Origin of the sequence: Proteiniphilum acetatigenes DSM 18083 (assembly GCF_000380985.1) — a bacterium.
GTDB lineage: Bacteria > Bacteroidota > Bacteroidia > Bacteroidales > Dysgonomonadaceae > Proteiniphilum > Proteiniphilum acetatigenes.
Genome location: NZ_KB905703.1, coordinates 47,959 through 71,533, shown reverse-complemented (window position 1 = coordinate 71,533; position 23,575 = coordinate 47,959). Strand labels below are relative to the sequence as shown.

Sequence of the window (23,575 nt, the reverse complement as noted above, 5' to 3'; positions counted from 1 at the left end):
TTCATAATGCTGAAAACAAGGTATTTGAATATTGATATGTAAAGTGTCGATTGAATATCCGGATCAGCGTTAAGGATCAAAATAAAAGAGAGCGAATCACTTATTGGTTTGCTCTCTTTTTATGCCATTCAGCCATTTTTATTGGTCTGTCGAATACCCGATTGCTCTATAAAATTCTACTGCCCTATTATCGACATAAATTGTTTGCGATAGGTGTCCCCCATCGGGATCTGTTTTTCACCGATGATAATACGCCTTTTATTGATACTTGAAATCTTGTTCTTGTGGATGATATAAGAGCGGTGGACACGCAAAAAGCGATCTGACGGAAGGTCTTCTTCCAACGCTTTAAGGCTTATCAGCGACAAAATCGGCTTTGGGTGACTTTCTGTATATATTTTCACATAATCCTTCAGTCCTTCGATATAGAGAATATCGTCAAACAGCACATGCAGGAGTTTGTAATCTGATTTCACAAAGATACCCGAATTCTCCTGTACCGCTTCGGTAGCCGGCTTCTTATCGGTCATTTCGAACCAGTTCAGTGCCTTTTTGGCAGCAGTAAGGAAATCAGCAAAAGAAAAGGGCTTCAGAAGATAATCGAGCGCACTTACCTTATATCCTTCCAGGGCATACTCACTAAAAGCGGTAGTAAAAATGATCCTGGTATGGTCACCGATAAGGCGGGCAAACTCCATCCCATTCACTTCCGGCATCTGAATATCAAGGAAGAGCAGGTCTACCTTCTCATCCGCCAGATGCTTCATGGCCGATAACGCATTGCTGTATTTGCCCGTCAGTTTCAGGAAAGAGGTTTTCTGTACATACGACTCCAGAAGCGATAGCGCCAATGGTTCATCATCCACGATCCAACAATTGAGTATCATTCGACTGTTTTTTTGTATCGATCAAAAGCATGGTTGTATAAACATCGTCTTCAATAGAGGTCTTCCATTGATAATTGTCGGGATAAAGCAGCTCCAGTTTTTTCTTCACCAGTTCGAGCCCGATACCGCTCCCACTCTTATCGGATTCCGATTTCGGGAAGTAACTGTTCCGGGAGACAAACTCCACTTTTCCATCGGGATACTCTCTGAGCGAGATATTGATAAACGAGGGCTTTTCCCCGCTGATACCATGCTTGAATGCATTTTCAATCAAAGATATAAAAATTAAGGGAGAAATAAGCGTATTTCCGGATTCGGAATAAGAAAAATCAGTTGTCAGTTTCACATTGTCAGGCAGACGTATCCGCATCAGCTCAATGTAATTACGCATAAATGTGGCTTCCTGGCGAAGGGGGACGAAAGTCTGGTTATTTTCGTAAAGCAGGTGGCGCAACATCTTACTCAAATCCACCACAGCTTGTTGTGCCTTAGGAGGATCGAATTCTATCAGCGCATAAATATTGTTCAGTGTATTCAGCAGGAAATGGGGATTGATCTGGTTCTTGAGGTTTTGCAGCTCCGCATCCGACTTTGCTTTCTCCAATTCTTTCCGCTCGTTGTCCACTTCAAACCAACGAACGGTCATCTTCAACGCTACACTCAATCCGGCCATCAAAAACAACCACGTAGAGTTTCTTACCAGCAACAGGAGCTGCATATTGTTACTCCAACCTCTACCCCCACCCCGTTTCATGCGCCTCCGCGGCCTCAGTTCCGGTATAAGGTTTTCAATCAGGTCCCGTCCGTAATGCATCAGGAACGCTACTGCTACAATAAGCAGCAGGTTATAAAAGATAAACTGCTTGGTTTTCCCTTTGTATAAGAGCTTATCGATCAGCAGGAAATAGTTGAGGTAAAATACCAGCATGAATCCCAGTAACTCAGGGAGCGACCGCATGAAGGACTGCCAGTAAAATATACGTTCGGAATCCATAAAAAAGTAGGGGAGAATGAAAATCACCCCCCACAGTAATATGTGCATAAGCACATTGTTCCATGCTCCTCTTTGTTTTGACTTTAACAGTTCATCCATTATCCTGCAATTAATAGCCGTTCAGTTTCATTAGACTTACCTTAGTCGTTTTCAATTCTCAGCAGAAGCAAAATTATCCTTTGCTCATTTGATTCAACGAAAAAGTTCAAATCCTATTAAATAGGACCACCCGGTCCGCCGGGACCTGGACCTCTTCCAGGACCTCCAAAGCCTCTTCTCTGAGGCATCATATCTTCTTGTGTGACACCGCCTTTAAATATATTGAACCTATACACGAAATGCACCATGAAATAACTTGTAAGCGTATTAGTGGTCGTGTCTTGTATATAGTTGGATGTCACACTTCTGTTGATATTACTGCGTTGTTGCAGGATATCATATATTTTAAAACGGATGGTGCCGTTCTTTTGTTTAAACAACGTCTTCTGTAAAGAAGCGTTCCACAGCCATTCGTTTTGCTCAAAACCGTCGGCATAACCTGAGTTGGTGGAGTAATTGATATCGCTTTCCAATGTCAGATCCCACGGCAGATAAATCGCAGTGGTAGCGCTTCCGCCATAGTTCAGATATTGCTGGTCGATCTGTCCTTCGAGACTGTTGGTAACATTGTTGAAATTGACATTACCGCGGATAGAGAAGTCGAACTGGTCAGAACGGTAGTTCAACCCAAGTGCTTCCATCAATGATATCTGTCTGTTCGTATTCTTATCTTCGTCGGTAAACTCTTTTGGTGCATCCTCTCCGGAAATCGATTTAGAGTATCCGTATCCCTGGTTATATCTTGCGAATGACATCGAGAAAATGGAGAACTTGATGTTTTTCAACGGCACATTGAAGATCACGCGTGCATCGGTATTCCAGTTTCCCGATACGTTACGGTAAGTGGCTTCCTTACGCCCTGTGGTCACATCGGTGATAGTTGCCGACACTATATCATTCGTCATGTATGCTCCATTCAGGTAAGCCGACAAGGAGCTGGCCTTTTCCGGATTCGAACGTTGGTAACGTACATTGAACCGGTGTTGGAAGGAAGGCTTGAGATCGGGATTACCATAGCGGATATTCAGCGGGTCGGAAACATCAATCACAGGTGAGAGCTGTGTTACCGATGGTTGCTCAGTGCGTCCCCAGTACCGCAGACGGAGATTGTGCGTACGGCTCCAGCGATAATTGAGCTGTGCCATGGGAGCAAAATTGAGTACATCCTGTTTGGTGTCGTGTATCATGTCTGTTCCGATAAATGTTTTACTGCGGGAACTGGACGGTTCCATTGAGACACCGAACATATAGTCGTAATTCTCTCTTACCGACCTGAAATTCAGCTCAATCTCCTGATTCACGAAATTATTTTCAAGCCGTTTGCTGTAGGTTGAATCGAGTACGGTATATTCTCCAAACTCATCCTGGGTGCGCGTATCCTTATCTGATTCCGATACATTCTGACTGTATTCATATGCCAGCTGCAGGAAGTTATTTCTGCCTATCGGTTCCACATAAGAGAGGTAAACCCGCCAGGAGGTGTTGTCGCTTGTGTTCGTGAAGCGCTGGTCGATAAGATCATCGGGGCGGGTTCCGTTATAAAAGGTGCCTGAGACGCTGGTACCGGTATTTTCTGATTCGCCTCTATTGGCACGTAACTGGGCGCTCAATATCCGTCCCTCTTTTCCCAACTGACGGCTTATATCCAGATTTCCTCCATAATCTTTTCCATTCCCTTCTGAAAAATATTCGGAATTACCATAATTGATGGTATCACCCGACAGTTCATTCCGGGTATGGAAATCCCCTGTTTCGTCGCGATTGTTGTTATAGAACGCCACATTCGGCCGGAAAATAATGGTGGTGGCATCATCAGGATTCCATTCCATCCTGAGGTCCATATTAAAATTCCGGCTCCTGTTATTTGACCGGTTGCTTTCATTTTCCAGGGTGTTTCCTGCACTGAGGATATTTTGGGTGAACACATCCGACTGTACATCGGTATCAGTAGATCCGTATCGCACATTACCTCCGATCTTGAATCTGGAAGAGAGTTGGGTACTGAAATTACCCCCCATATTCAATGAGGTGGATATACCGTCTCTTGCCCCAAACATCCGGCCTCTGCCTCCCCGGCCGCCCATACTGCCGAACATGGCTCCTGCCAGATCGGAAAATCCGGCATTATTGGTATTATTAATACCTCCAAGAAAGGTATACTGATCTTTATCCTTCATGTAATTAACCATACCATTGGCTTCATAGCGGTCTTTGCTTCCATATCCTGCGAAGGCATTACCAAACAGACCTTCCTTCATGCCGGGACGCACCAGCAGGTTGATCACATTCTCTTCTTCACCGTCGTCGAACCCGGTCATCTGTGCCATCTCTGTTTTTCTCTCAAGCACCTGCAGCTTCTCCACCATCTTAGCCGGGAGATTTTTAGAAGCTACTTTTGGGTCGTTGCTGAAGAATTCCTCTCCATCGACCAGTATCTTGGTGATCTCCTTTCCATTTACAGTAATCTTTCCTTCACTACTGATCTCCACACCGGGCATTTTCTTCAGCAGGTCTTCCACCACTGCGCTCTCCGTTACTTTATAAGAGTCGGCATTATATTCCAGCGTATCTCCCCGTACTGCAATTTCCGGTGCTTTGGCAGTGACCACAGTCTCCGACAGTAAGATATTGTCGTTTTCCATCGCTATATTACCCAATTTCACATTCGGATTGGATGAGGTCACCTCTACATTCCGAAATATGTCGTTATAGCCGATGTAAGAAATATGTAGAATATAAGATCCGTTTTTTACCGGTATTGTAAACAGCCCCTTATCATCGGAAGCTTTCCCGGTAACAAAACTGCTGTCTGCCTGCTGGAGTACACGTATATTGGCCATCGGCACCGGCTCTTCCGTTTCTTTCTCTATCAACTTTCCCGATATGGAACTGTTTGTCTGTGCCTGCAGCATACATGAGAAAGCAGGGAATAAAACAGCCATCACCAAAAAACAAATCTTTTTCATATGATAAAAATATTCTTTTCTAACATTCACTTAACCGATTCATCCGGAAAGAAGAATTATATCAACCTCCATTTTTTAAATTCAAATTGTATATTTGAATTCGCAACAAAAATAGCATAGTCGTCAGGTTTCCACAAAAGAAATAGATGAACTCTCCTATTTTATCGACCAACAGTGGCTTTGAGGCGATCAAGCCGTAAATCGGAAGGAAAGAAAATGACTGTTTGTCTTTATTATTTGTAAATTATTTATAATTTTGTCTGCAAATCCATAGTTATATAAGAAATTTATAACGAAAACGCTCCATTTGATCATGCTAAAAACATTAAAAAGTGAAGATTGGGTCTCCACACTCATCGGAGGAGTTATCCTTGTACTGGTAATCCTTTTACCGTCGGTAATGAAGAATTATGTGCAGATGTCGCTGGTGATAGCCGTATTGGCTTATCTGGGTTATCTCTTTATGGGAAATAAAGATAAGGGAGGATTTATCCTCTCGTTTGTGGTTGTCTACGCACTTGCCTGGTTGGCAGAATATATTGCCGGTCTCAGTCCGATTAAGACGATCGGCCTGGAGTCGGTCTTTTTTGCCGTACTCATTGGGTTGCTCATACGCAATACGGTTGGTTTACCGAAATGGCTGGCCCCGGCAGTCAAGAGTGAATACTATATCAAGGCAGGGTTAGTAATCCTGGGTAGTTCCATCCTTTTCAATGAGATTATGCGTGCCGGTGCGTTGGGGATGATACAGGGCATCATTGTAGTGTTCTCCGTCTGGTATTTCAGCTTTTGGATATCCACCAGGGCATTCAGGATAGACAAGGAGATGTCGATGTTGTTATCGAGTTCGGTATCTATCTGTGGGGTTTCGGCAGCCATCGCCACGAGTGGTGCGATTAAAGGTGATCCCAAGAAGCTTTCATTTGTGATATCACTGGTACTTATTGTAGCTATTCCCATGATGTATCTCCTGCCCTATCTGGCAAAATGGATGGGATTGAGCGAGGAGGTTGCCGGTGCCTGGCTGGGGGGTACCATCGATACGACGGCCGCCGTGGTTGCTTCCGGAAAATTTATCGGAGAGACGGCCGAACAATACAGTGTGATCATCAAATCGGCACAGAATGTGTTGCTGGGAGTCGCTGCGTTCATTATCTCCATCTATTGGTCTTACAAGGGTACCAACAGCGATATCCGTCCTTCGGGCAGTGTGCTCTGGGAACGGTTCCCGAAATTTGTTCTTGGCTTTTTGATCGCTTCGTTGATCTTTAGCTTTGCCTTCGATGCCGAAACCGGTAAAGAATTGTCGCGCGTGGCAAACAGAGGTGCACGTGGACTACTTTTCTCTTTGGCTTTCGTATGCATCGGATTAGAGACCGATTTCCGTTATATCTTCAGGAAAGAAAATGCCAGATATATCTGGTCGTTCCTCACGGCGCAAGGTTTTAATATCATACTGACCCTGCTGGTTGCCTGGCTACTGTTCAGTAATTACTGATCATAATTCTTTCGCCAGTTTCAGCCAGTGAAAAGCTGCTCTCTCGGTCGAGATCTCTGCCCAGGAGCCGATATGAAATTCGAAGCATATCGCCGACGCGGTAGGGAGATTATCGAGGCGTACACCCAGGTCGTTGATCAGTTCCGTCACTCCGGGATTGTGCCCCACGTAGAGGCAACGATTCACCTCGTCAGGCAATTTTGAAATTACATTCAGTATCCAGCGGGAAGGGGCGAAATAGAGATTCTGGTCGGTTCTGATCTCTTCCTGCGGATAACCAAGGCTTTGTGCGGCCAGTATGGCAGTATCATGTGCCCGTCTTGCGGATGAAGAGAGGATCAGGTCGGGTACTCCCCATTTTTTTAAAATAAATCCTCCCATGTCGGAGGCGTTTTTATTACCACGATCGGTAAGGACCCGATCGTAATCATCTTTGGCCATTGTATCCTGTTCGGCTTTGCCATGACGTAAGATAACAAGTTGCTTCATATAGTTTTGGCTTATAGGTAGCGCTGTAACATTTTTTTCAAGGCACAAAAGTAATTATAATTTTTGACATAATATATTTTTGTGTATTCCGACTTGATAATTCATATTTATCAAATCTTTATTCCTATTTTTGTGTTCTATCAAAAATATTCTGCTTATGACGAAAAAGATCGTAAAGAGAATCGGCATAATCACTGCGGCTATTCTTTTGTTATTGATTGCCGGATTTCTTTACCGGACATTCTTCAGGCCCACTTATGCGGGGACCGGGAATATATCGGGTATTCTGGTCTTCGGGTTGCTTACAGGAATTGTCATTGCCTGGCTCCTGTTTCAGCTATGGAATATACGGAAAACCCAATCGGGTACCGTCGCCGCCTCTCATACGGTTGTCGAGGGCATAAAACGGGTTTTCAAGATCGTAGTGGCCGAAGGACAACTCAACGAGATATATAATTATGAAAACACAAAAAAACTGCTTAAGTTCATTCCTTCCACAAAAAAAGCATTGGTTATTGTGCGTGCACAAGTGCTGATCGGTTATGATATAAATAAATGCGTATGGGAGGTAGATGAAGAACACAAGGAGATCCGGCTGCAGGATTTTCCCAAACCGGAAATCCTTTCTGTTGACTGTGATTTCAACTATTATTATTTTGAGGATGATCTGTTCAATGTGATCGGGAGAAAAGACCTGCAACAGATTCAGACCCTGGCGAAAGAACAGGTGAGAAAAGCTGCATTGCAAAGCGGATTGATGAAGATTGCAGCCGATCAGATGAAATTGTTGCTTGAGGAGGTGACGGCAGCCAACCAATGGGCTATAAAGAATATCGGACTGATTGATGATTACAAGGTACTTCCTGAGCCGGAAGAAGAAAAAAAAGAGAGCTCCGAAAAGGAACTCCCTTTATTAAAGCAGTTAAACCTGTTTGATAAGGCGTTTGATAAGTTCGATAAAGCTGTCAGGTTTTTCAAATCCTGATTATTATTCCCAGTTTAGGATCACTTTACCACACTGGCCTTCCTCCATCACATCAAATCCCTTCTGGAAATCATCGATACTGAAACGGTGAGTGATCATGGGGCTCAGATCCAATCCCGAGATGATCATCTGTTCCATCTGGTACCATGTCTCCCACATTTCACGGCCGTAGATCCCTTTCAGGGTAAGCGCCTTGAAGATAATCTCGTTCCAATCCACCATCGTATTATTGGGCAAAATACCCAGCAGTGATATCTTGGAACCGTTGTACATATTGGCTATCATCTCCCGGAATCCGGCAGGTGAACCGGACATTTCCAGTCCCACATCGAAACCGCGCATTCCCAGTTTCTCTACTGCCTGTGCTATTGTTTCTCCTTTTGAGACATTTACCGTAAGCGTAGCTCCCATTTTCCTGGCTATATCCAACCTGTATTCGCTCAAGTCGCTCACCACGATATAGCGGGCGCCGGCAAAACGGCAGATTGCAGTAGCCATGCTGCCTATCAGTCCCGCACCGGTGATCAGCACATCTTCGGCGATCAATGGAAAAGAGAGAGCGGTATGAGTAGCATTGCCGAACGGATCCATGATAGAGGCAATCTCATCAGGTATCCGGGGATCGAGCTTCACCACGTTGGCGGCCGGCAGGGAGAGGTATTCGGCAAAAGCGCCGTCACGGTTTACCCCCACCCCGATGGTATTCTCACAGACATGCAGTTTACCACGGCGGCAGTTACGGCAGTGTCCACAGGCAATATGCCCTTCGCCGGTAACACGGTCGCCCACCTTCAGGTTTTGTACGCCGCTGCCTATATCCACGATCTCACCGACATACTCGTGCCCGATGGTCATAGGCGTTTTAATAGTTTTCTGTGACCAGTCGTCCCATTTATAAATGTGGAGGTCGGTACCACATATGGATGTCTTTTTAATCTTGATAAGTACATCGTTCACACCGATCGACGGAACGGGTACTTCTTCCATCCAAATACCTTTTTCAGGACGTAATTTTACCAATGCTTTCATTTGACTGATTTGATGATTTATTGATTTACTGATTAGCTCATTAGCATATTGCCACATTAAGAAATAACTTTTAGCTTTTTCCCGACTTTGATAAACGCAGCAATTGCCTTGTCGAGATGTGCACGTTCATGGCCGGCAGAGAGTTGTACACGGATGCGCGCCTCGCCTTTCGGCACGACGGGATAGTAGAATCCGGTCACATAGATACCTTCGTCGAGCAACTCTGCCGCAAAATCCTGCGACAGTTTCGCATCGTAGAGCATGACGGCACAGATAGCCGACTGAGTGGGTTTGATATCGAAATTGGCTTCCTTCATCTTAGCCACAAAGTAATCTACATTCTCGTGCAGCTTATCCTGCAGGTGATTGGATTCCTGCAACATATTGAATGCTTCTACGCCTGATGCCGCCACCATAGGGGGGATGGAGTTGGAAAAGAGGTAGGGTCGTGACCGTTGGCGCAGCATATCGATGATCTCCCTGCGGCCGGTAGTAAATCCGCCGATGGCACCTCCAAAGGCTTTGCCTAATGTGCCGGTCATTATATCCACATTACCCATCACATTGTATAATTCGGTCACACCTTTTCCGGTTTGGCCTACCACACCGGCCGAGTGGCTTTCATCCACCATTACCAGTGCATCGTATTTCTCTGCCAGTTCCATAATCTTGTCGAGTGGTGCTACGTTGCCATCCATTGAAAAGACACCGTCGGTAACAATAATGCGGAAGCGTTGTGCCTGTGCCTCTTTCAGCTTTTCTTCCAGATCAGCCATATCGGCGTTGGCATAACGGTAGCGTTGCGCTTTACAAAGGCGCACCCCGTCGATAATGGATGCATGGTTCAACGCATCGGAGATGATAGCATCCTCATTGGTAAAAAGCGGCTCGAACAGACCACCGTTGGCATCAAAACAGGCGGCATAAAGAATCGTATCTTCGGTTTTGAAGAAGCGGCTGATGGTCGCCTCCAGTTCTTTATGATAATCCTGGGTACCACAGATGAAACGTACGGACGACATGCCGTAGCCCCTTTCATCCAGTGCCCGTTTTGCCGCATCGATCAGCCTTGGATGATCGGACAATCCCAGGTAGTTATTGGCACAGAAGTTGAGTACTTGCTGTCCCGTTTGTACTTTTATTTCAGCCTTTTGCGGCGAAACAATGATCCGTTCCTTTTTGTAAAGACCTGCCTCTTCAATCGACTTCAATTCGTCATGCAGGTGTTGTTGCATTTTTCCGTACATATCTTTTTCTTTTTTAATTGAGTCAGATTACTCTTCATCGGTAACCTCGTCGAGCAATGACTGGGGTAGTGATTTCTTAGTTTTCACCCCCAGTTCACGCAGCTTTTCGGCCTGGCCGATCAGGTTTCCCCTACCCGATTTCAACTGGCTGTAAGCACTCTCATAGCTCCGTTTGGCCCTGTTCAAATGGGTTTCTATATCGGTGAGTGAATCCACAAAATTGACAAATTTGTCGTATAGCGCAGCTCCGCGCTCGGCAATGTCCATCGCATTCCGATTCTGGTATTCCCGTTTCCACAGATCCACTATCAACTTTAAAGCAGCGATCAGATTGGTCGGGCTGATGAACAGTATTTTTTTCTCGTAGGCGTACTGCCACAAGTTTTCATCATATTGTAATGCCAGGCTATATGCCGGTTCATTAGGGATAAACAACATCACGAAATCGAGTGTATCGGCATAATCCTGATAACTTTTCCGGCTCAGTTCGTCGATATGCTTACGTACGGAGCGAAGATGTTCGCCGATATATCTTTTCTGCTCTACCGGATCGTCTGCACCTACATAATTGGCATAGGCCGTAAGCGATACTTTCGAGTCGATAATCACTTTCCGGTTGTCAGGATAGGCGATGATTACATCGGGCTTCATTCGTGAGCCGCTTTCTCCGGTGAAAGCGTTACCGTCGGTATCTCTCAGCGATTCCTGCACAAAATATTCCCGACCTTTCACCAATCCCGAACGTTCAAGAATATTCTCCAGAATCATCTCACCCCAGTCGCCCTGTGTCTTTGAGCTCCCTTTCAAAGCTCTGGTCAGGTTATTGGCTTCGGTACTGAGCCGGTCGTTCAATTCACGCAGGTTCTTCACCTCCTGTCCAAGTGAGAAACGTTCTTTTGACTCGTTGATATAGACCTCTTCCACTTTTTTGCGGAACGACTCGATATTCTCTCCGAACGGCTTCAGAATAGCATCCAGATTATCCCTGTTGAGATGGGTAAATTTCTCGGATTTCTCGTCTAAGATTTTCGAGGCAATATTCTCGAACTCCAGATTGAACTGTTTCCGTAATTCGACTATTTCTACCTTCTGGTTTTCCAGTTTTTCGAGTAACGATTTGTTTTCTGCCGTGAACTGAGCCAGCGACTTGTTTATTTCATTCCATTCTTCGTTTTTTGTTTTCAGTTCGTGCCTGATCTGTTCTACCTCTTCCTGGTAATTTCGGATAGTCTCCTGTGCAGCATTCAGATTGGCCGACAGCGTGGCACTACCACGTTCCGCCTCCAGTAGTTCTCTCTGTAACCGGCCAATTGTTTCCTCCTGTTCCTTTATGTCACTTTTTAATGATGCCTCATCTTCCTCCATGCCGGTTATTTTCTCTTTCGACAAGGCTAATTCGGTATTTAAAATGTTGTATCTGCCGGTCAGCGCATCAAATTCACTTTTTGAAACCGATTTCGACCTGTTCAGTAATGAGGCGATAATCCATCCCAGGACTCCCCCTACAAAAAAACCGATTAGAAGGTACAAAATGTTCATAAGATCATTTATTTAGAGCAAAGAACTCATAATTGATTAACAGATTTAACGATTTACTGATTAGTTGATTTGAAGAATAAAGAAGATCGATCAAATTCGAATATCCCAATCACCTTTCCATTTAACCACTTGATCACATTCATTGGCACATCAACACATCTATTTTATGCTCCTCAACACATGCCCCATTCTCTTTTTCTTGGTTTCCATATAAAAATGGTTGTATTGGTTGGGGGAGATTTCGAGCGGCACATTCTCCACTACTTCCAGTCCGTAGGATTCAAGACCGACACGTTTGGTAGGGTTATTGGTCATCAGGCGCATCTTTCTCACTTCCAGACTGCGTAGGATCTGCGCGCCTACGCCATAATCCCGTTCATCGGCCTGGTAACCGAGGTGAAGGTTGGCATCCACGGTATCGAGCCCCTGCTCCTGAAGCTTGTAGGCAGCTGCCTTTGCCATCAGTCCGATCCCGCGCCCTTCCTGATTCAGATAGACAAGCACTCCTTTTCCTTCCTTTTCGATGAGTTGCAGCGCCTTGTGGAGCTGTTCCCCGCATTCGCAACGCATTGACCCGAAAATATCTCCCGTCATACAGGAGGAGTGGACACGTACCAGCACCGGTTCATCGTCGTGCCATTCCCCTTTGATCAGAGCTACATGCTCCTGACCGGTAGCTTTCTGCAGAAACGGTATCATCGTGAATTCACCATATTCCGTAGGGAGTTGCACAGCTTCACCTCTTTCAATCAACGATTCCGTCCGGAGTCTGTATTTTATCAGATCGGCCACTGAGACGATCTTCAGATTGAATTTCCGGGACATTTCCATCAATTCGGGGAGACGGGCCATGGAGCCGTCTTCATTCTTGATCTCGGCCAGGGCGCCGGCCGGGTAGAGTCCTGCCAGACGGGCAAAGTCGATCGTTGCCTCGGTATGTCCTGCGCGACGCAGTACCCCTTTGGTTTGCGCACGAAGGGGAAAGATATGTCCCGGACGGCCAAAATCTTCCGGTGCCGTCTCTTTACGGGTCAGTGCCAGGATGGTTTGTGCCCTGTCATAAGCCGAGATACCGGTAGTGCATCCGTGTGTAAGCAGATCGATAGAGACAGTAAAGGGAGTGGAATGTATCGATGTATTGTGTGAAACCATCATCGGCAGGTCCAATTCTTCGGCCCGTTCTTTGGTGATGGGGGCACAGATGAGTCCCCGCGCATGAGTTTCCAGAAAATTGATCTTTTCGGGAGTGATATGTTCTGCCGCAATAATAAGATCGCCCTCATTTTCGCGGTCTTCATCATCGACCACTATGATAAAGTTGCCTTTCCGAATCTCTTCGATGGCTTCTTCAATAGTATGTAATTGAATTTCTTCTTGCATTTGTATATGGATTGTTTTTATGCTAAAGCTATAGTTTCAGGCTCATGAATGCCGTGTAAAATATTTATCATCTCTCCGTTCAACCTTTGAATATTCCTCAGGTCTTTCCTGATTGTCCACTCAAGGGGGATAGAGAGGAATCTGAGAATAATTCCTACAGGGAAAAGGTACATACAGATTTTAGCCGGTATTGAACCGGTATTGAAAATCCTCACTATATTGAATATTACAGGAAACTCTTCCGCCTTTGCCAATACTTCCAGTTTACGGGAATTGGACAGGCTGTTGAGTATTATCTCCAATGAACTTCTGAGAGAACGTAATTCCTTGTTATAATTGGTGTCAGTCCAGTAGTCTTTATATGAGAGACGACCATATCTGTCCAGAAACCGGTCGATCCTCTGTGACAAATCAGACAGTGATTGCGATATTTTTTCATAATCCGGTTTTTCAATGATCACACTTTTTACCGGATATTTTCTCTTATCACGAATGAAAAAGAGTCTTTTGAAAAGGTTGACGTAGGTATCGGCATTCATGATTACCGAATCATTCACCGCCTTGTAAGTCAGGAAAATCCCTATAGGCAGCAAAACGAACGAGCTGAACCACATACCGAACCAGTGTGCCCACACACCGTCGCGGGTCATTTTATAACCCACATTTTCGACGATATAGTAGATGATGAACAGAATAACCGATATCACGATGGGTGTGCCCAATCCTCCTTTTCTTACAATGGAACCCAACGGAGCTCCGATAAAAAAGAATATCAGACAGGTGAAAGGAATGGTAAATTTGCGGTGCCATTCCACCCAGTGCCGGTTAATGGTACGCTGCGTGGTAGTTTTATTGAGCGACCTGAAGAGAAACTCATTGCTGTTATTATCCGCTTTCATATAGGCACTTTGCAAAATAGCGGATTGCTCGTTCAGTGCTTTTGTCAGCACCAGGGTATCGGGACGGGGCACGTCTACGGGGGCAAGTCGTGCGGCAGCGATCAGGGAGTCTTTCTTCCCCGCAGGGTATCCATTCCTGAAAGAGAGATAGGAATGGTTCTTCATCGTTTTCCTGTCCACCCGGTTCACACTATCCAAGATCAGGGACATGGAATCGATGGAGGCGCCCAGTTCCGCTAAGTTCTTGGATACATAATTGCTGGTGGCGCTGCCTTCAATCACCTCTTCCCCCATACGGTTGAAGTTGGCATCGTAAGCAATCATCATCGTCTTTGTATCGAAACTTTCCCGTGCATAGGGAACGAAGTCCTCGTTATATCGCGAAGAGGAACCATTGCCCTGTTGAAAGTTCTGAAACTGTTGCCCACTGTACATGGTGAAGATAAGCATCTTCTTATCGTCTGTCGTACTCATCTCAGCCGAATCGCAGATAATCACGGCCATATTATTGAAGCCGCTTGCAATGTCGTAGATCAATACATTATGCAGCATCCCTGTTTTCTGGTCCTTCTTTCCCACATAAAGATTATAGCCGGGAATATCTTTGTAGAAAACTTCTTCAGGTATATCTAATTCGGGTGAGGCCTGCCGGATGGAGATGAGCAGCGAATAAAATTTAGTTTGTATTTTCGGAAGAGCATTATTCTGATAAAAAAAAACTCCGACCGCAATACCCACAATCAGGATGGTAAGCGGCTTCATAGCCGTCAGCAACGGGACGCCGGCCGCTTTTACAGCCAGCAACTCCAGACTCTCACCCATGTTCCCGAACATCATCAGGGAAGCCAGTAGGATCGCCAATGGCAACGCTATATAGACAAGCGTGAGAGCTGCATAGACAAACATTTCACCGAGCACACTTATCTCCAGCCCTTTGCCAACCATATCCTCCACATATTTCCACAGGAATTGCATCAATACCAAAAAGAGGCATATGGCAAAAGTCATCAGAAGAAGCGGAATATATGTTGTAAGAATGTAGCCGTACAGCCGCTTTATGTGGAAAAATCTTCTCATTAAAAAATGGACAAAAAAGAATATTTTCGTTCAGCTAAATGTGCAAAGGCAAACCTGATTGAATGTTTTCAATAGAACTTGAAAACATCTAAGTATACTTGAACTTTGCCATAGCGGGAAAATATCTAATGTAATTGAACTTTTAATTTTATGACAAAGATAGTGAAAGCTAAGAGAAATTATGAGAGTTTACTCTCAAAAGATTTCCGAGGCGCATCCTATCTTATCCAAAGATAATAAAATCAAACGAATTGTGGTTTCTTAAATAGAACGTTTTCGTTAAGCTAAATGAGCAAAGTTAAACTTGTTTGAACTTTGCCATAGCGAGAAAACGACTAATGTAATTGAACGTTTTCGTTAAGCAATACGAGCATAATCCGAGTAAACTCGTCTTCTGCCGTTGCGAGAATTGAAAATCGAGGAGCGAAGGCGACTCAAAACGGCTAAATTTTTATTGAAAGATAAAGATATCACGGTATGAGAAAGTCAGATTCCGAGCCTTCTTTTCATTTCATCGACCTGAAATTCCCATAGCGCTATGGCATCACCTTTCTCATCCGGCTCGGCAAAATCAGTTATTTCAAGAGTCATAGCACCCGACAGGTCAAGTTTACGTAGTAAAAATTCGAAATAAAGTTCTTCATTTTCCTCATCAAGCCACCTGTATCGGATGCTTGATTGTGGTTTTTTGTGAATAATCCGGGCTTCATTATCCGTTTTTCCCCACATGAATTTGTAGATGGTCTCTGATTCATCCATCGTCACCTCATCTGCAAACCATTCCGAAAGGCCGTCAATCTGACTGATCATTCGCCACAAACTACTCTGGGTGGCATTTCCCATCAGGAATTCGATATGAAATTTCTCTTTCGACATCTATCAATTCAAAACAGGCTCACAATATACAATTTTTTTAGGGATTTATAGCCAAAACCATCTGTTAATTTTATATTGAATTGAGCGATACTGAAGATAAACCCCAAAAATAGCTTAAAGTGAAACAGAATCTGGCCGATTGAACGATCCCTAAAAAGCTAAACCAAGTTAATGAAACTATGCAGATGAATCTTTCACCTTGCTCCTTTAAAAACAAAACCCGGTGCCCGGAAACAGCGATCACCTGTCTCGGACACCGGGAGTTCTTTATTAGATTGAAAGTCTGTCGATAGTTATTGCACGGGAATATACTCGACAAATGCTTCTATGGCTTCGTAGGAGGCCAGTCCCAACTTCCAGTACATATCAGCCGTAGCTCTGTTCCGCTCTTCCGAACGTTGCCAGAACAATCTCTCATCATCTCCCAGGAAAGGCGCACTCTCCATTTGTGACTGATGTTTGAGGATAGCGTTTCTCTTCTGTCGAAGTTCTTCAGGAGAGAGTGGTACTGCCATTTCTATATGGTCTATCTCCCACTCCATCCATGCACCACGATACATCCAGACCCGGCAATCTTTATACCAGTCGTCATCTTTCATCAGGTCGACTGCAGCCAGGATTGCATCGAGGCATACCTTGTGCGTTCCGTGCGGATCGGCCAGGTCGCCCGCCACATAGATCTGGTGCGGTTTGATGGTCTCAATAAAATCTTTTACGATATTGACATCTCTTTCCGATATAGGATTTTTCTTTATTTTACCGGTTTCGTAGAAGGGCAGATCAAGGAAATGTACATTCTCTTCCGGAAGACCTACGTATCTGTCGGCCGAACGGGCCTCTTCACGGCGGATTCTGCCTTTAATGAAAAGGATATCAGGGGTATCGACATCATCTTTCGATTTTTCATGTAAAAGGTAATGACGAATACTTTCATATTTTTCCAGCAATCCTGTGTTTTCGGGATTGAATTTCTTGCGCATGCTGTTCAGCACGGAAATATAGCGGATCACCTCTTCGTCGCCCACGGCAATATTTCCGGAGGTCTGGTAAGCCACATGCACCTCATGTCCCTGATTGACAAGTCTCTGAAATGTACCTCCCATAGAGATCACATCGTCGTCGGGATGCGGACTGAAAATAATTACCCTTTTAGGATAGGGCTTTGCCCTTTCGGGACGATAAGTATCATCGGCGTCGGGTTTTCCTCCCGGCCAGCCGGTAATAGTATGCTGCAGGTCATTGAATATTTTGATATTCACGTTGTATGCAGATCCATAGAGTGTAATCAGTTCACTCAATCCGTTATCGCTGTAATCTTTATTTGTCAGTTTAAGGATAGGTTTGTTTACCACCCCGCAAAGCCAGACAATAGCCCGACGGATCAATTTGCTGGTCCATTCGCAATTGGTCACTAACCAGGGGCGGCTGATACGTGTCAATTCGGAAGCGGCTGCCAGGTCTACAAAGACTTTGGATTCAGGGTGTGTCTGCAACAGAGACCCGGGTACCAGGTCGGTTACCGCTCCTTCTACGATATCCTTGATACTCTGTGCCTTTTGCTCACTCCAGGCTACCAGCGAAATCTTTTTTGCATCCATCATATCGGACATTCCCATAGTGATAGCGCTTACCGGTACTTTGTCGAGCGACCCGAAGTTACGGGCAATGTCTTTTCTGGAGTCACCGTCAAGCATCACCAGACGGGTTTCCGAGTGAAGGCTGCTACCAGGCATGTTGAATCCCACGTTCCCTTTACTGCCTAATCCCAACAGCAAATAATCGAGTCCACCCACTTTCTTCAGACTTTGCTCGAACGCTTCGCAGTTTTCAGCGATCAGGTCTTTCTCAACGGTCGCATCCGGGGAGTAGATATTTTCCGGTGCAATATCTACCTGGTCAAGGAAATTCTCCTTCAGCATCTGCAGGTTGCTATAGGTGAAATCGAGCACCGGATAAAATTCATACGTGTTAAAAGCGATCACATTACTGAAACTGACGCCTTCTTCCTTATGCAATCTCACCAACTCTTCATAAACCGGCAGAGGGGAGTTTCCCCCGCTAATTCCCAGCACAAAGGGTTTACCTTCCTGCTGTTTTACTTTCATCTCGTTGACGATATCTTTCGCAATTTTTTTTGCCGCTCTCCCCGATTCTTCAAAGATGGCTACCGGCAGTTTCTCGAAACGCGACAGATTATATTCCTCGAAATCGTTTTCCGGCCTGTAATACTTTTTGGGAACCCTTTCAAAAGTAATGTGTGAACTCAGATCTAACCTCATATCTCTTTACGATTTTAAAAAAAGATAATTATATACTTATTATGTTATAACACCCGGCAAGGGGGCAAGTTTTCTGTTTCTGGATATCATTTCCTGTTTTTTCAAATTCCGGTACCCGACTGCTCTCTTTTCATATCCAACTTACGCGTAATTTGCCCGTAAATGATAAGCGCGACGGCTGAGATGGCACCGATCCCCACAAAAACATACCAGATATAGTGGGCGTTTTGCGTAGCTGCAGCGTAAGCCACTGCATCGAGGACGCCGGCTTCATTGGTGAACAGCCGTGGATCGGGACAGTATTTGTCCAGCAGGAATCCCGACAACCCGAAAGCCAGCAAGAAGGAGAAGAATGAATGCAGGTGGCTGAATCCCAGATAAAGTCCCTCCTCTCCTTTCGGTGCCTGAAGGGAAAAATACTCCAGGTAACGGGGTGAAATAAAACATTCTGCCAACGCCTGCATGGCGATCCCCACAATCATCATGAATGCTACGGGATGCATGCCCAGAATATTGGCTACTCCCACTTGCGTACCAAAGGACATCACCAATGCGGATAGCGGAATAATAAACATTCCTATCATCATAGAGGTGATGGCGTTCCGTTTTTTCATAATTGAGGTGACGAAATTCACACAGACAAATACTATCAGTGGATTCACGTTGGCATACCATCCGGGGGATGCTCCCTCTCCGATCAACCGGATCACATATTTAGGCATGGTGGCATACATCTGGCTCTGTATAACCCAGAAACCACTCACAATCAATATCAGTAACATCAAACGGCCGTTCAGCATCACTTTTCCCAACGACCGGCCCAGCTCTGCAAAACTTTTCCCTTTTCCTTCGGTCTTTGCCGATTTATAGAAGAAATAAACGGCAATCAGGGCAAGGAGTGTCATGGCTGCCGAAAAGTAATTCAGGTAAACCAATCCCTGGTCGCCCATGCTCCTTCTCAGCGGATCGACTACCGTCTTTCCGGTGAAGGCTCCGATGTTCACCATCATATAAAATATGGAATAACCACGAGCCCGGTTTTCCGGTGTGGTTTCGCGCGCTACCGTACCGGATATCACCGATTTGATGAATGACCCTCCAATAACGACCAGTATCAGCGGAGCAATGATAGACCATCTCAGATAACTCTCATTCAACCCTGTGTAAGTGGTAGTCATCTCATAGCTCACCAAGCCTGCACTTTCAAGCATCGTAGGCAGGATTCCCAGCCCGGCATACCCTACGGTCAGCAGTGCAAAAGCCAGAATGATGGCCGAACGGAACCCGATCTTATCAGAAATGGCACCGGCAAACACTGGCAGCAAATAAAGCATGGCCGAAAACAAACCGGCGATGACTCCCGCTTCAATATCGGAAAAGCCCCATACATTAGACAAATAAAGTGTAATGACAATAAAAACGGCATAATATGCCAGACGCTCGAGAAGTTCTACAAAATTGGCAACCCAGAAGGGCTTGGAGAATTTAACCATCAGAGATTGTTTAATTGTTAAAAAAATCAGAATAAATTTAATATCGTCGACAAAGATAAAAAAAAATTTGAATATTGAAGGGACTGTCAAGCTTGTTTTTACTCAAGATCGACTACCGTAATACCGGTACCTCCGAACTGCACGTGTTCATCCTGAAAACGTGCTACCCCATGTACACTGCCCAGATATTCCCTGATAACCTGCCTCAGCGCTCCTGTACCTGTGCCGTGAAGAATTCGTACCCGGGACACTCCCAACTGAATGGCATCATCCACGAAGTACATCACTGCCTGCAGCGCTTCGTCGCCACGCATACCCCGTACATCGATATCCTGCTTGAAATTGAGTTTCCTCTCGTGTAACAGGTCGCGTGTATTGGAGGCTTTCTTCTCTTTTTTTATCTGATTGGCACTTATCCGCTCTAATTTACTGAGATCGACTGTGGATTTGATCATCCCGAAAGCCACGACCGCTTTCTTTCCGGAGATCTCCATAATCTCACCCGATGAGCTTTGGCCTATCAACCGTACCGTGTCACCGGCTGCAAGAGGTTGGGCTGCTTTCAAACCGTTATCATTACCTGCCGTCTGCTTCTGTTTCTGCTTTTTTCGCTTTTTTATTTCCGGCATGTCGACCGGTTCTATTTTCTCTTTGAATTCCCGGAGCGATTGCCGTATCTGTTTGGTTTTTTCCTTATCAGCTCCTGCCTCCCGGATCTCACGGATTGTATTTTCAATACGGGCGTTGCTTTCGGCCAACAACTGTTCCGCCTGCTCACGAGCCTGCGCCAGTATTTCCTTTTTCTGCTTGTTGATCGTTTCCAGATCAGCCTCATATTTTGAAGTGATCTCCTCCAACCGTTTCCGTTCGCGGCGTATCTCGTCCCGTTTCCGTTCCCAGTATCGCTTGTCGCGTGATATATCCTGCAGGTATTTATCCATATCGATATAATCTTTCCCCACGATCTCCGATGCATGGGCTATTACATCTTCCGGAATACCTGTCTTGCGGGCGATCTCCACGGCAAATGAACTTCCCGGATTACCAATAGCGAGACGAAAGAGCGGCTGCATCTCATGTCGGTCATAAAGCATGGCACCGTTCACTACCCCTTTATTCTCGTTGGCGAAATGTTTCAGGTTCTGATAATGGGTGGTGATCACGCCGAACGACTGCCGACGGTTGAACCTGTCCAATAGCGCTTCGGCAATGGCTGCCCCTATCCGGGGTTCGGTACCGCTCCCGAACTCATCGATCAATAACAGCGATTTACCATTACAATGCTTCTCAAAGAATTTCATATTCAGCAGGTGAGAGCTGTAGGTCGACAGATCGTTCTCAATGGATTGTTCGTCACCGATATCAATAAAGATATCATTGAACACCCCTACCCTGGAATTCTCTTTCAACGGGATCAATAATCCGCATTGCACCATATATTGTAACAGCCCCACCGTTTTCAGGCAAACAGATTTACCACCGGCATTGGGACCGGAGATCACCAGGAGCCTGTTATCACCTTCCAGGATAATATCGAGCGGGACGATCTTCCGGTTCTGCTTCTTTAGAGACAGGTAAAGCAATGGATGCACTGCTTCCACCCAATCGATTTGCGGAGTGTTGTCGATAGAAGGCTTGATACCTCCTATCAGCGTTGCGAAAGCTGCTTTTGCCTGGATAAAATCGATTTTTGCCAGAAATTCGTATGACTCCAGCAGATCGGGCAGAAAAGGCCGCAGGTAATTAGTGAAGTCTGTCAGTATTTTGATGATCTCCCGCCGTTCATCGGCCTCCAACTCACGAATCCGGTTGTTGGCTTCCACTACTTCCGACGGTTCGATAAAGACCGTTTTACCCGAAGCCGACTCATCGTGCACTATACCTTTGATCTTTCGCTTGTGGGAAGGGTTCACCGGAATCACCAACCGTCCGTCGCGCATACTCGGCGACACATCCTTATCCACATACCCTTCGGCCTGAGCCCTTCGCAGGATGGCATTCAGGCTTTTAGAGATACCGTTCATGGTAGAGGTTAATTCGCGCCGGATTTCCGACAGGCGGGGCGACGCATGGTCTTTTACCTGCCCGAAACCATCCAATATAGAATCTATCCTCCTGGTAATTTCCGGAAAGGTCAGGACCTCACCTGCCAATGCAAGCAAATATGGATATTTGGGTGTTTTCTCTTCATCACACCGCAGAAATGCCACAATCCCGTTGATGGTCTGTAATGAGCGCCGCAGTTCAAACAAGGCATTCTGGTCGATCCACGCCCCTTCCACCCGGATGCGCCTCAGCACGGGACGCATATCATAAAAATGGTCGGCAGGAAATGAATCCTCCTCCTCCCTGATACGGACAAACTCTTCAGTCTGGAAAAGAAGAGGCTCTATTTCATCGTAAGAAGCAGAGAAATGCATCTCTTCCACCTTTTCTTTTCCAAGAGGACTCAGGCACCGTTCCAAAAGGAGTTGGCGTACTTTCTGAAATTCTATTTTCTGTTCGAAATTATCGGGATAGATCATTATCTGTCAATTTAAATAGAACCAAGAGCCAAGAACCAAGAGCCAAGACGTTTCAATTGTCAAATATTGATCATAGTCTTATGGTTGACGAACTTTCTCTGATTCTGAAAGTGCGGGTTCTAAAGGTTTCCATATACCAAACACTAGATTTGTATAAAATACCTTTGAGCCTGCAAAATTACAATTTTAAACCGATATTTACCATTTTAGACAGATACAACCGGTTATATTAATTCAGAGGCCGATGATGATCCTTCCGGAGGATCGCTTTGACTGTTTTTTAATTTTCCTGTATGTTTTTCGATTTTGGTGTTGCAGAATTCAAAAAGTTGTACTACTTTTGCACCTCGAATTCCGGAGGGAAATTCTTATTTTTTGTTGGCGAGATAGCTCAGTTGGTTAGAGCGCATGATTCATAATCATGAGGTCGGGGGATCATGCCCCCCTCTCGCTACAAATTGAATATTAAACAGTTACAGCATAAAACCTGTAGCTGTTTTTTTTATGGATAAACAATGGGGTAAACAAATGATATAAATAACCTACCTATCCAATAGGTTTGATACTTGGCAGGAACAATCTGTTTTTTTGCGAAGAAGGTGCGTCATACAAAGAAAATGCATATATTTATCGCAGATATTGAAACTTCACAGCACAAAATATGAATTTAAAATCAGCTTTTTTTCAACTCGGTATCGGGCTATGCCTGGTATTCCAATCGTGCATCTACCACGATTATGATTTTGACTCTATAAACAAAACGGCCCATTTGAACATTCCTCCCGTGCCTCTCGGGCAATTAGATACTATCTTCCTGAACACTTCGGGCTACACGATTGATATCCCCGAAGAGCTGAGACTGGAAATTACCGCCTCTCAATATATGTTGGAAACGGTTGTGGAGGGGCTCTTTAATGATGAGGTTATCGAACACTTCTTTTATGATGGAGCAGACGACGTGGTATTGAATTCGGACTTAGAACTTGATTTGGGAAACAAGGATCTGTTCTCGATGAATATCGGGTTCAGTATTCTGGATGCAAATGGGAAAGTCATTGAGGAGATTAAAATTCCGAACATATATGTCGAGCACGCATCGAAACAAAAAGCAGCAATCGTTTTCGGAAAAGAATATATGAAATACATGAAACCGGCACGGTCATTGTGTATCTCAATTGTTATTGATACCCTTCCTTCTTCCCTGGGTAAAGACAGCTACCTCCTGTTCGACAAGCTTGTGCTCAATACCGGCGGTATGTCCATTACTTTATAAACAACCCTCTTTTCATACTATAGCGCATATCACTCATTTA

The 23,575-nt window shown here is 45.0% G+C and carries 16 protein-coding genes and 1 tRNA gene; 4 read left to right on the top strand and 13 right to left on the bottom strand.

Going from position 1 to position 23,575, the window contains the following annotated elements; all coding sequences use genetic code 11:
* Positions 1 to 176 precede the first annotated feature (176 nt).
* The 3 genes from F597_RS0115510 to F597_RS0115500 form a co-directional block, all read right to left on the bottom strand.
* Positions 177 to 887 (bottom strand): LytR/AlgR family response regulator transcription factor, encoded by a 711-nt coding sequence (locus F597_RS0115510; RefSeq protein ID WP_019540676.1) that lies wholly within the window; start codon positions 885 to 887, stop codon positions 177 to 179.
* Positions 859 to 1,980, bottom strand: a complete 1,122-nt coding sequence (locus F597_RS0115505) for a sensor histidine kinase (protein ID WP_019540675.1) — start codon at positions 1,978 to 1,980, stop codon at positions 859 to 861. The genes F597_RS0115510 and F597_RS0115505 overlap by 29 nt, the downstream gene beginning before the upstream one ends.
* A 116-nt stretch (positions 1,981 to 2,096) precedes the next feature.
* On the bottom strand, positions 2,097 to 4,946 hold the full coding sequence (locus tag F597_RS0115500) for a TonB-dependent receptor (protein WP_026327518.1): 2,850 nt from the start codon (positions 4,944 to 4,946) through the stop codon (positions 2,097 to 2,099).
* A 313-nt stretch (positions 4,947 to 5,259) separates the two neighbouring features.
* Between F597_RS0115500 and F597_RS0115495 the strand changes: the two genes are divergently transcribed.
* Positions 5,260 to 6,444: a YeiH family protein gene (locus F597_RS0115495; RefSeq protein ID WP_019540673.1), complete on the top strand. Its 1,185-nt coding sequence runs from the start codon at positions 5,260 to 5,262 to the stop codon at positions 6,442 to 6,444.
* On the opposite strand, the gene F597_RS21015 is transcribed toward F597_RS0115495, so the two are convergent.
* The gene (locus F597_RS21015) at positions 6,445 to 6,933 is read right to left on the bottom strand and encodes a SixA phosphatase family protein (protein ID WP_019540672.1); all 489 of its coding nucleotides are present in this window, start codon (positions 6,931 to 6,933) and stop codon (positions 6,445 to 6,447) included. It abuts the gene before it with no gap.
* 157 nt (positions 6,934 to 7,090) lie between these two features.
* Between F597_RS21015 and F597_RS0115485 the strand changes: the two genes are divergently transcribed.
* On the top strand, positions 7,091 to 7,918 hold the full coding sequence (locus tag F597_RS0115485; RefSeq protein ID WP_019540671.1) for a DUF4230 domain-containing protein: 828 nt from the start codon (positions 7,091 to 7,093) through the stop codon (positions 7,916 to 7,918).
* Between the two features lie 3 nt (positions 7,919 to 7,921).
* On the opposite strand, the gene tdh is transcribed toward F597_RS0115485, so the two are convergent.
* The 9 genes from tdh to F597_RS0115440 all read right to left on the bottom strand — a co-directional run bounded on the left by tdh (position 7,922) and on the right by F597_RS0115440 (position 22,262).
* Positions 7,922 to 8,947 (bottom strand): L-threonine 3-dehydrogenase, encoded by a 1,026-nt coding sequence (gene tdh / locus F597_RS0115480; RefSeq protein ID WP_026327517.1) that lies wholly within the window; start codon positions 8,945 to 8,947, stop codon positions 7,922 to 7,924.
* A gap of 56 nt (positions 8,948 to 9,003) precedes the next feature.
* Positions 9,004 to 10,194: a glycine C-acetyltransferase gene (gene kbl, locus F597_RS0115475; protein ID WP_019540669.1), complete on the bottom strand. Its 1,191-nt coding sequence runs from the start codon at positions 10,192 to 10,194 to the stop codon at positions 9,004 to 9,006.
* 27 nt (positions 10,195 to 10,221) lie between these two features.
* Complete coding sequence (locus F597_RS0115470; protein ID WP_019540668.1) at positions 10,222 to 11,733, bottom strand: DNA recombination protein RmuC; 1,512 nt, start codon at positions 11,731 to 11,733, stop codon at positions 10,222 to 10,224.
* A gap of 159 nt (positions 11,734 to 11,892) precedes the next feature.
* A complete protein-coding gene (locus F597_RS0115465) occupies positions 11,893 to 13,113 on the bottom strand; it encodes a bifunctional 3,4-dihydroxy-2-butanone-4-phosphate synthase/GTP cyclohydrolase II (protein WP_019540667.1) in 1,221 nt (406 codons plus the stop codon).
* Positions 13,114 to 13,130: 17 nt separating this feature from the next.
* Positions 13,131 to 15,089, bottom strand: a complete 1,959-nt coding sequence (locus F597_RS0115460; RefSeq protein ID WP_019540666.1) for an LptF/LptG family permease — start codon at positions 15,087 to 15,089, stop codon at positions 13,131 to 13,133.
* A gap of 486 nt (positions 15,090 to 15,575) precedes the next feature.
* Complete coding sequence (locus F597_RS0115455; RefSeq protein ID WP_019540665.1) at positions 15,576 to 15,965, bottom strand: START-like domain-containing protein; 390 nt, start codon at positions 15,963 to 15,965, stop codon at positions 15,576 to 15,578.
* A gap of 293 nt (positions 15,966 to 16,258) precedes the next feature.
* Positions 16,259 to 18,244, bottom strand: coding sequence for a glucosamine-6-phosphate deaminase (locus F597_RS0115450; protein WP_019540664.1), 1,986 nt, complete (start codon positions 18,242 to 18,244; stop codon positions 16,259 to 16,261).
* Between the two features lie 101 nt (positions 18,245 to 18,345).
* The gene (locus F597_RS0115445; protein WP_044060397.1) at positions 18,346 to 19,737 is read right to left on the bottom strand and encodes an MFS transporter; all 1,392 of its coding nucleotides are present in this window, start codon (positions 19,735 to 19,737) and stop codon (positions 18,346 to 18,348) included.
* 98 nt (positions 19,738 to 19,835) lie between these two features.
* The gene (locus F597_RS0115440; protein WP_019540662.1) at positions 19,836 to 22,262 is read right to left on the bottom strand and encodes an endonuclease MutS2; all 2,427 of its coding nucleotides are present in this window, start codon (positions 22,260 to 22,262) and stop codon (positions 19,836 to 19,838) included.
* Positions 22,263 to 22,642: 380 nt separating this feature from the next.
* Between F597_RS0115440 and F597_RS0115435 the strand changes: the two genes are divergently transcribed.
* Positions 22,643 to 22,716: transfer RNA gene (locus tag F597_RS0115435), tRNA-Met, on the top strand.
* Positions 22,717 to 22,923: 207 nt separating this feature from the next.
* Positions 22,924 to 23,535, top strand: a complete 612-nt coding sequence (locus F597_RS0115430; protein WP_019540661.1) for a hypothetical protein — start codon at positions 22,924 to 22,926, stop codon at positions 23,533 to 23,535.
* Positions 23,536 to 23,575 lie beyond the last annotated feature (40 nt).

What these genes read in the sequence shown, in the direction of transcription:
- F597_RS0115455 (WP_019540665.1), bottom strand. Translation starts at nt 15,965, where the DNA reads ATGTCGAAAGAGAAATTTCATATCGAATTCCTGATGGGAAATGCCACC.
- tdh (WP_026327517.1), bottom strand. Translation starts at nt 8,947, where the DNA reads ATGAAAGCATTGGTAAAATTACGTCCTGAAAAAGGTATTTGGATGGAA.
- F597_RS0115470 (WP_019540668.1), bottom strand. Translation starts at nt 11,733, where the DNA reads ATGAACATTTTGTACCTTCTAATCGGTTTTTTTGTAGGGGGAGTCCTG.
- F597_RS0115465 (WP_019540667.1), bottom strand. Translation starts at nt 13,113, where the DNA reads ATGCAAGAAGAAATTCAATTACATACTATTGAAGAAGCCATCGAAGAG.
- F597_RS0115430 (WP_019540661.1), top strand. Translation starts at nt 22,924, where the DNA reads ATGAATTTAAAATCAGCTTTTTTTCAACTCGGTATCGGGCTATGCCTG.
- F597_RS21015 (WP_019540672.1), bottom strand. Translation starts at nt 6,933, where the DNA reads ATGAAGCAACTTGTTATCTTACGTCATGGCAAAGCCGAACAGGATACA.
- F597_RS0115445 (WP_044060397.1), bottom strand. Translation starts at nt 19,737, where the DNA reads ATGGTTAAATTCTCCAAGCCCTTCTGGGTTGCCAATTTTGTAGAACTT.
- F597_RS0115450 (WP_019540664.1), bottom strand. Translation starts at nt 18,244, where the DNA reads ATGAGGTTAGATCTGAGTTCACACATTACTTTTGAAAGGGTTCCCAAA.
- F597_RS0115485 (WP_019540671.1), top strand. Translation starts at nt 7,091, where the DNA reads ATGACGAAAAAGATCGTAAAGAGAATCGGCATAATCACTGCGGCTATT.
- F597_RS0115505 (WP_019540675.1), bottom strand. Translation starts at nt 1,980, where the DNA reads ATGGATGAACTGTTAAAGTCAAAACAAAGAGGAGCATGGAACAATGTG.
- F597_RS0115440 (WP_019540662.1), bottom strand. Translation starts at nt 22,262, where the DNA reads ATGATCTATCCCGATAATTTCGAACAGAAAATAGAATTTCAGAAAGTA.
- kbl (WP_019540669.1), bottom strand. Translation starts at nt 10,194, where the DNA reads ATGTACGGAAAAATGCAACAACACCTGCATGACGAATTGAAGTCGATT.
- F597_RS0115495 (WP_019540673.1), top strand. Translation starts at nt 5,260, where the DNA reads ATGCTAAAAACATTAAAAAGTGAAGATTGGGTCTCCACACTCATCGGA.
- F597_RS0115510 (WP_019540676.1), bottom strand. Translation starts at nt 887, where the DNA reads ATGATACTCAATTGTTGGATCGTGGATGATGAACCATTGGCGCTATCG.
- F597_RS0115500 (WP_026327518.1), bottom strand. Translation starts at nt 4,946, where the DNA reads ATGAAAAAGATTTGTTTTTTGGTGATGGCTGTTTTATTCCCTGCTTTC.
- F597_RS0115460 (WP_019540666.1), bottom strand. Translation starts at nt 15,089, where the DNA reads ATGAGAAGATTTTTCCACATAAAGCGGCTGTACGGCTACATTCTTACA.